This is a genomic window from uncultured Frigoribacterium sp. (genome assembly GCF_963515265.1).
In the GTDB taxonomy this organism is placed as follows: domain Bacteria; phylum Actinomycetota; class Actinomycetes; order Actinomycetales; family Microbacteriaceae; genus Frigoribacterium.
Genome location: NZ_CAUPYL010000187.1, coordinates 1 through 5,007, shown reverse-complemented (window position 1 = coordinate 5,007; position 5,007 = coordinate 1). Strand labels below are relative to the sequence as shown.

Here is a 5,007-nt window from a genome sequence, read left to right as displayed (position 1 = left end):
GGCCTGAGCCCGCCGCCTGAGCCCGCACGACCGGGCGTGACCCGGGCATGACCCGCCGCGACCCGGCCTCCGCATGTCGGCGGGTCGCTGTCGCGCGGGGCGGGGCGGGCCAGAGCGTGTGTCGGCGGGTCCCTGTCATGCCGGGCGGGTCGTGACTGGTGTCGGCGGGTCCCCGTCGTCCCGGGCGGGTCGTGACTGGTGTCGGCGCGTTCCCGTCGTCCCCGGCGGGTCGGCGCTGACCCGCCGACGGCCACGGGAACCCGCCGACACACAGTTCGAGGAGGCGACGTACCCCGGCAGGAGGCGGCAGGCTGGGAGGCCGGTCAGGCGTGCGTTCGTAGTGTCGGCGGTGCCTCGTAGTGTCCGACGTGCCCCCGCTGCCCGGGGGCACCGCGCCGAGGCCCTTCGAGGAGCACCCGTGAACACACCCGTCGACGCTGCCCGTCCGACGATCTTCTTCCTGCACGCCCTGGGCACGAGCGCCCGTGAGTTCGACGGCGTCGCGGCACGGCTCGCCGACACGGCCGACGTGGTCGCGCTCGACCTGCCCGGCTTCGGCGACGCGAGCGCCGCCTCCGGCGTCTCGGTCGACGACATGGCCGCCCTGGTCGTCCGCAAGGTCCGCCGTCACGCGCCGGGTCGCTGGCTGCTGGTGGGCCACAGCATGGGCGGCAAGATCGCGTCCGTCGTGGCCTCCCGCGCCCTCGCCGGCGAACACGGGCTCTTCGGCCTGAGCGGCGTCGTGCTGCTCGCGGCCTCGCCGCCGACCCCCGAGCCGATGAGCGACGACGACCGTGCCGAGAAGCGCGCGATGGCCGACGGAGGGGCGCTCGACGCGGCGTCGGCACGTGCGTTCGTCGACGCGAACGTCGGTGCGCCGCTCGACCCGACGTCCGACGCGACCGCCGTCGGCGACGTGCAGCGCGCCTCCGCCGAGGCCTGGACGGCCTGGTTCGACCGCGGCAGCCGAGAAGACTGGTCAGAAGCGGTGGGCGTGCTCGACGTTCCCGCCGTGATCCTCGCGGGCGGCAGCGACGGCGACCTCGGCGAGGCGGCCCAGCGCGAGCTCAACGGCCGCGTCTACCCGCGGGCCCAGGTGCACGTGCTCGAGGGCGCGGGGCACCTGCTGCCCCTCGAGCGCCCCGACGAGGTCGCCGCCGCGATCCGCGACTTCTGGCGCGACGAGGCCGGCACCGGCCCGGTCGTGCCCGTCGACGTGGTCCGCACCCTCGCCTCCTCTCGCGTCAGCACACAGACCCGCGCGCTGCACGCCCGACGGGTGCTCGCCGACGACCCGCGCTACGCCCCCGTCGTGCTCGACGAGGTCCAGCTGCGCACTCTGCGTGAGCTGAGCGACCGCATCGTGCCGCAGCGCGCACCCGAGCCGCGTCAGGGGATCGACCTCGCCGCCCGCGTCGACGCTCAGGTCGGCTCCGGCCGCGGCGACGGCTGGCGGAACGCCGCCCTGCCGCCCGACCCCGACGCCTACCGCCGCGGGCTCGACGAGCTGGCCGGCTTCGGCGACCTGTCACGGGCCGAGCAGGACGCCCTCGTCACCGCGATCATCGCCGGCGAGCACGAGCCCCGGTCCGACGACTTCACGGCCGAGCAGATGACGCTCTGGTTCGAGGACTGCCGGGTCGACCTCGTCCGCACCTGGCTCTCGCACCCGGCGACGATGTCGCGCATCGGCTACGACGGCTACGCGAACGGCGGCGACGGGCCGCGCTTCCAGGGCTTCCAGCTGCTGGCCGCCGATGCCCGAGAAGCGTGGGAACCGACCATGGAGGCAGCACGATGAAGCTCGACGACATGACCACCTACGGGCACGACGAGGTCGTGGACGCCGTCGTCGTGGGCACCGGAGCCGGAGGCGCGCCCCTGCTGGCGAAGCTGGCGGCGGCCGGCCTGCGCGTCGTCGCGATCGAGGCGGGGCCCAACTTCGATCCCGAGCTGTACACGAACGACGAGGACGCGGGCACGGCCATCAACTGGATGGACGAGCGCCTCAGCGACGGCGAGGACCCGAACGCCTTCGGCCCGAACAACTCGGGTCGCGGCGTCGGCGGCTCGACCCTGCACTGGGGCGCCTTCGTGCCCCGGCCCGACGAGCGCGACCTGCACCTGAAGACCGTCACGGGCCAGGGGGTCGACTGGCCCGTCGACTCCGCCGAGGTCACGCGCTACATCGAGCAGGTCGAGGCCTTCGTCGGCGTCTCCGGGCCGAGCGACTACCCGTGGGATCCCACACGGCACTACGCGTACCCGCCCGCGGGGCGGAACGCGGCGGCCGACATGATGGTGCGCGGCTGCGACGTCGTCGGGATCCGCACGGCCGACGCCCCTGAGGCACTCATCACGCACGATCACCACCAGGAGCACGCCGGCCTCCGCCACGCCTGCGTCAGCTGCGGCAGCTGCCACCAGGGCTGCCGCAACGGCGCCAAGGTCAGCATGGACGTCACGTACCTGCCCAGCGCGGTCGCCCACGGCGCCGAGATCCGGCCCGACTCGACGGTGACGGGCATCGACACCGACGAGAACGGCGAGGTCACGGCCGTCGTCTACGTGCACGACGGCGTCGAGCACCGGCAGCGCACCGCGGCCCTGTTCCTCTGCGCCGGCGGCGTCGAGACCCCGCGGCTGCTGCTGCACACCGGCCTCGCGAACAGCAGCGGCCAAGTCGGTCGCAACTTCATGGCGCACGGCGCGACCCAGGTCTGGGGCACCTTCGCGGGCGAGATGCGCGGGCACCGCGGCTACCCGTCGTCGATCATCACCGAAGACCTGAGGGCGCCGGCGGACGCCGACTTCGTGGGCGGCTACCTCATCCAGAGCCTGGGCGTGCCTCCGCTCACGCTCGCCACGACGCTGGTGCGCGGCGGGGGGCTCTGGGGCGACGAGCTGGCCGACGTCATCGGCGGGTACCGGCACCTGGCGGGCATCGGCATCAACGCCGAGTGCCTGCCGAGCGACGAGAACCGCCTCGTGCTGTCGGACGAGCTCGACGGGGTCGGCGTGCCCAAGGCGCGCATCTTGTTCACGGCGGGCCCGAACGAGCAGGCCATCGACGAGCACGCGATCCGCACCATGAGGTCGATCGTCGAGGCCGCGGGCGGCACCGACATCCGGGTCCTGGCCCGGACGGCGCACACCCTCGGCACCTGCCGCATGGGCGACGACGCGGCCGACGCCGTGGTCGACCCCGACGGCCGCAGCTTCGACGTGGCCAACCTGTGGGTCTGCGACAACTCGACGTTCCCCAGCGCCGTCGTGGCGAACCCCGCCCTGCTGCAGATGGCGATGTCGCTCCGCACGGCTGACCGGTTCCTCGCCCAGCACCCGACGGCCTCGGTCGTCGAGGTCCGGGACGGCGGGGCCGACGGCGACGCGGCGCCGGACGGTGCGGTCGACCGCCGTACCCTGGTCTCATGACCGAGACGACCCTCACCAGCGCCGACGCGGCGCGCCTCATCGACCACACCCTCCTCAAGCCCGAGGCGACCCGCGCCGACGTCGACGCCCTGATCGCCGAGGCCGTCGAGCTCGGCACGTACTCGGTCTGCGTCTCGCCGTCGATGCTGCCCCTCGTGCTGCCCGAGGGCGCCGACCTCAAGGTCGCCGTCGTCGCCGGGTTCCCCAGCGGCAAGCACACCTCCGCGGTCAAGGCCGCCGAGGCGGCCGAGGCCGTCCGTGCCGGGGCCGACGAGGTCGACATGGTGATCGACGTCGGCGCCGCGGTCGCCGGCGACTACGCCTCCCTCGAGGAGGACATCGCCGCCGTCCGCCAGGCCGTCCCGGCCCCGACCGTGCTCAAGGTCATCATCGAGTCGGCAGCGCTGAGCGACGACGCCATCGTCGGTGCCTGCAAGGCCGCCGAGTCCGCCGGTGCCGACTTCGTCAAGACCTCGACCGGGTTCCACCCGGCCGGCGGTGCCTCCGAGCACGCGGTCAAGCTGATGGCCGAGACCGTCGGCGGGCGCCTCGGCGTCAAGGCCTCGGGCGGCGTGCGCACCCTCGCCGACGCGCAGAAGTACGTCGCCGCCGGCGCCACGCGCCTGGGCGTCTCGGGGTCGCGGGCGCTCCTCGCCGACTCGGCCGCCGCCTCCTCGGGGGCCGGTTCGTACTAGTCGCACCGAGCATTCCCGCTCGGCCGGACGCCCCGCTGCCTCCCCGGCGGCGGGGCGTCCGGCCGTCCGGCAGCGTCGTTCCCTGCCGCCTGCCGCCTGCCGTCTGCCACCTGCCGCCTGCCGCTTGTTCCCCCTGACGCCGCCGAGTGAACGGAACACCTCGTCGTTCGCCGGTGTCGCGTCCACTCGGCGGTGTCCGAGCCCGGGCTGCGCAGGCCGCGCAGGGGCTTCCCGGTCAGCGGCCGATGCGGTGCTCGGCGATCAGGGCCGCGTGCGGGCGTGAGTCGGGGTCGGTGCGCGTCGTCGTCTCGAGGACGGCGAGCCCCGCTGACCCGAGCTGTGCGGCGAGCTCGTCGACCGGCCAGCGCCAGGCACTCACGACCGCGTGGTCGAACGGCTCGAGCGCCGACGCCTCGAAGAACCCCACGAGGAGGCGCCCGCCCGGCCGCAGGACGCGCGCGATCTCGCGCAACGGCTCCCCGATCGCGTCCGGAGCGTGGTGGATCAGCGAGTACCACGCGAGCACCCCGCCCAGGCTCCCGTCGGCGGCCCGCAGGTGCTCCGCCGAGCCGACCTCGTAGCGGACGCCCGGGTGCGTGCGTCGGGCGTGCTGCACGAACGCGGGCACGGGGTCGGCTCCGGACACGTCGAGCCCGCCGCGCCGCGCGAGCAACGCCGTCCAGTGGCCCGGACCGCATCCGAGGTCGAGCACGGGGCCGTCGAGGCCCCCGGCCCAGCGGGTGACGAGGTCGAGGTCGTCGGGGTGCACCGTGCTCATCGAGCCGAGCGCTGCCGCGTACTCGCCGGCGCGTTCGGCGTAGGCCGCACGGACGGCGTCCGCACCCGCACCCGCACCTGCGCCCGCGCCCGCCTCGGC

At 74.7% G+C, this 5,007-nt stretch carries 4 protein-coding genes; 3 read left to right on the top strand and 1 reads right to left on the bottom strand.

What is annotated here, in order from left to right; all coding sequences use genetic code 11:
• Positions 1 to 418 precede the first annotated feature (418 nt).
• Genes RWM17_RS12155 through deoC form a run of 3 tightly spaced genes read left to right on the top strand, consistent with a single transcriptional unit; the run spans position 419 to position 4,130 of the window.
• On the top strand, positions 419 to 1,801 hold the full coding sequence (locus RWM17_RS12155; RefSeq protein ID WP_314104032.1) for an alpha/beta fold hydrolase: 1,383 nt from the start codon (positions 419 to 421) through the stop codon (positions 1,799 to 1,801).
• Positions 1,798 to 3,435 (top strand): GMC family oxidoreductase, encoded by a 1,638-nt coding sequence (locus RWM17_RS12150; RefSeq protein ID WP_314104031.1) that lies wholly within the window; start codon positions 1,798 to 1,800, stop codon positions 3,433 to 3,435. Before RWM17_RS12155 ends, RWM17_RS12150 begins: the two co-directional genes overlap by 4 nt.
• The gene (gene deoC, locus RWM17_RS12145) at positions 3,432 to 4,130 is read left to right on the top strand and encodes a deoxyribose-phosphate aldolase (RefSeq protein WP_314104030.1); all 699 of its coding nucleotides are present in this window, start codon (positions 3,432 to 3,434) and stop codon (positions 4,128 to 4,130) included. The genes RWM17_RS12150 and deoC overlap by 4 nt, the downstream gene beginning before the upstream one ends.
• 235 nt (positions 4,131 to 4,365) lie before the next feature.
• Here deoC and RWM17_RS12140 read toward each other — a convergent pair.
• Positions 4,366 to 5,007 (bottom strand): class I SAM-dependent methyltransferase (locus RWM17_RS12140; protein ID WP_314104029.1); only part of this gene is annotated, 642 nt, incomplete at its 5' end.

Coding starts and splice junctions, on each gene's coding strand:
- RWM17_RS12150 (WP_314104031.1), top strand. CDS start 1,798: ATGAAGCTCGACGACATGACCACCTACGGGCACGACGAGGTCGTGGAC.
- deoC (WP_314104030.1), top strand. CDS start 3,432: ATGACCGAGACGACCCTCACCAGCGCCGACGCGGCGCGCCTCATCGAC.